The following is a 3,303-nucleotide window of genomic DNA, read 5'->3' as shown; positions in this document are numbered from 1 at the left end:
ATAAAAAAAACACCCCCTCTGCATAAGCGGAGGGGGTGTCTTAGATTTAAAAGCTGGCGATGACTTACTCTCACATGGCTAACGCCACACTACCATCAGCGCGAAGAGGTTTCACTTCTGAGTTCGGGAAGGGATCAGGTGGTTCACTCTTGCTATTGTCGCCAGCAAACTGTTGTGGTGCTTTGGGGTCTTATTCACATTACTTAATAATGTATGCCTTACTTACGAACCAAAGAGTTATTAACGGATTGGAAATTGAGTCGGTATTGTAACTAGTTTATTGACTAAATCAAGTTTTCGTATCGAATTTATCTTGAATACAACAACTGTTTGGGTGTTGTATAGTCAAGCCTCACGAGCAATTAGTATTGGTCAGCTTCACATATCACTATGCTTCCACATCCAACCTATCAACGTCCTAGTCTTGAACGGCTCTTTAGGTGACATATAGTCACAGGGAAATCTTATCTTGAGGTAGGCTTCCCGCTTAGATGCTTTCAGCGGTTATCCCTTCCGAACATAGCTACCCGGCGATGCGACTGGCGTCACAACCGGTACACCAGAGGTTCGTCCACTCTGGTCCTCTCGTACTAGGAGCAGATCCTCTCAAATTTCCAGCGCCCACGGTAGATAGGGACCGAACTGTCTCACGACGTTCTAAACCCAGCTCGCGTACCTCTTTAAATGGCGAACAGCCATACCCTTGGGACCTGCTTCAGCCCCAGGATGAGATGAGCCGACATCGAGGTGCCAAACACCGCCGTCGATATGAACTCTTGGGCGGTATCAGCCTGTTATCCCCAGAGTACCTTTTATCCGTTGAGCGATGGCCCTTCCATACAGAACCACCGGATCACTAAGACCTACTTTCGTACCTGCTCGACTTGTGGGTCTCGCAGTTAAGCGCGCTTTTGCCTTTATACTCTACGCGTGATTTCCGACCACGCTGAGCGCACCTTCGTACTCCTCCGTTACTCTTTAGGAGGAGACCGCCCCAGTCAAACTACCCACCAGACATGGTCCTCGCCCCGGATTACGGGGCAGAGTTAGAACCTCAACATTACCAGGGTGGTATTTCAAGGATGGCTCCAATGCAACTGGCGTCACATCTTCATAGCCTCCCACCTATCCTACACAAGTAAGGTCAAAGTTCAATGTCAAGCTGCAGTAAAGGTTCACGGGGTCTTTCCGTCTAGCCGCGGGTACACTGCATCTTCACAGCGATTTCGATTTCACTGAGCCTCTGCTGGAGACAGCGCCGCCATCATTATGCCATTCGTGCAGGTCGGAACTTACCCGACAAGGAATTTCGCTACCTTAGGACCGTTATAGTTACGGCCGCCGTTTACTGGGGCTTCGATCAAGAGCTTCGCTTACGCTAACCCCATCAATTAACCTTCCAGCACCGGGCAGGCATCACACCCTATACGTCCACTTTCGTGTTTGCAGAGTGCTATGTTTTTAATAAACAGTTGCAGCGGCCTGGTTTCTGCGGCTGCCAAGCGCTCAGGGAGCAAGTCCCATCACCCTCAGCAGCGTACCTTCTCCCGAAGTTACGGTACCATTTTGCCTAGTTCCTTCAGCAGAGTTCTCTCAAGCGCCTTGGTCTACTCGACCTGACCACCTGTGTCGGTTTCGGGTACGATTCCTGTGTAACTGTAGCTTAGAGACTTTTCTTGGAAGTATGGTATCAGCCACTTCACTGTACAAGTACAGCTTGATATCGACTCTCAGCATAGAGCACCCCGGATTTGCCTAAGATGCATGCCTACTGTCTTCCACCTGGACTACCAACGCCAGGCTGACTTAACCTTCTCCGTCCTCTCATCGCATTACACAGAAGTATGGGAATATTAACCCATTTCCCATCGACTACGCCTTTCGGCCTCGCCTTAGGGGTCGACTCACCCAGCCCCGATTAACGTTGGACTGGAACCCTTGGTCTTTCGGCGAACGGGTTTTTCACCCGTTTTGTCGTTACTCACGTCAGCATTCGCACTTCTGATACCTCCAGCATACTTCTCAATACACCTTCATCGGCTTACAGAACGCTCCCCTACCACGTAACTTAAAGTTACATCCGCAGCTTCGGCACATAGTTTTAGCCCCGTTACATCTTCCGCGCAGGCCGACTCGACTAGTGAGCTATTACGCTTTCTTTAAAGGGTGGCTGCTTCTAAGCCAACCTCCTAGCTGTCTATGCCTTCCCACATCGTTTCCCACTTAACTATGATTTTGGGGCCTTAGCTGGCGGTCTGGATTGTTTTCCTCTTGACTACGGACGTTAGCACCCGCAGTCTGTCTCCCGGATAGTACTCATAGGTATTCGGAGTTTGCATCGGTTTGGTAAGTCGGGATGACCCCCTAGCCGAAACAGTGCTCTACCCCCTATGGTATTCGTCCGAGGCGCTACCTAAATAGCTTTCGGGGAGAACCAGCTATCACCAGGCTTGATTAGCCTTTCACCCCTATCCACAAGTCATCCCCTGGCTTTTCAACGACAGTGGGTTCGGTCCTCCAGTTAGTGTTACCCAACCTTCAACCTGCTCATGGATAGATCGCCTGGTTTCGGGTCTACACCCAGCAACTATACGCCCTATTAAGACTCGATTTCTCTACGGCTCCCCTATGCGGTTAACCTTGCTACTGAATGTAAGTCGCTGACCCATTATACAAAAGGTACGCAGTCACCGAACAAGTCGGCTCCCACTGCTTGTATGCATGCGGTTTCAGGATCTATTTCACTCCCCTCACAGGGGTTCTTTTCGCCTTTCCCTCACGGTACTGGTTCACTATCGGTCAGTCAGGAGTATTTAGCCTTGGAGGATGGTCCCCCCATATTCAGACAAGGTTTCACGTGCCTCGCCCTACTCGTCATCATGATGTGTGCCCTTTCGTGTACGGGACTATCACCCTCTACGGTCGCACTTCCCAGAGCGTTCCGCTAAAACACACATCACTTAATGGGCTGATCCCCGTTCGCTCGCCGCTACTAAGGGAATCTCAATTGATTTCTTTTCCTAAGGGTACTGAGATGTTTCACTTCCCCTCGTTCGCTTCAATAACCTATGTATTCAGCTATTGATACCTACCTTATAGTAGGTGGGTTCCCCCATTCAGATATCTCCGGATCAATGGATATTTGCCGCCTCCCCGGAGCTTTTCGCAGGCTATCACGTCTTTCTTCGCCTCTGACTGCCAAGGCATCCACCACATGCACTTAATTACTTGACTATACAACCCCAAACAGTCGTTAATACCTACAAGTAGTATTACCAACATTACAGTTTGAAGTACTGTGCA

The 3,303-nt window shown here is 49.7% G+C and carries 2 rRNA genes; both read right to left on the bottom strand.

Annotation, left to right across the window (positions count from 1 at the left end):
• Nucleotides 1-51: 51 nt before the first annotated feature.
• Nucleotides 52-166: ribosomal RNA gene (rrf, locus tag JR005_RS04780) — 5S ribosomal RNA — on the bottom strand.
• Nucleotides 167-341: 175 nt separating this feature from the next.
• Nucleotides 342-3,234: ribosomal RNA gene (locus JR005_RS04775) — 23S ribosomal RNA — on the bottom strand.
• Between the last annotated feature and the right edge of the window lie 69 nt (nucleotides 3,235-3,303).

Source organism: Acinetobacter sp. Colony158 (assembly GCF_019264745.1).
GTDB classification, from domain to species: domain Bacteria; phylum Pseudomonadota; class Gammaproteobacteria; order Pseudomonadales; family Moraxellaceae; genus Acinetobacter; species Acinetobacter ursingii.
The sequence above is the reverse complement of the archived record's forward strand: the minus strand, read 5'-3'. Positions and strand labels throughout refer to the sequence as shown.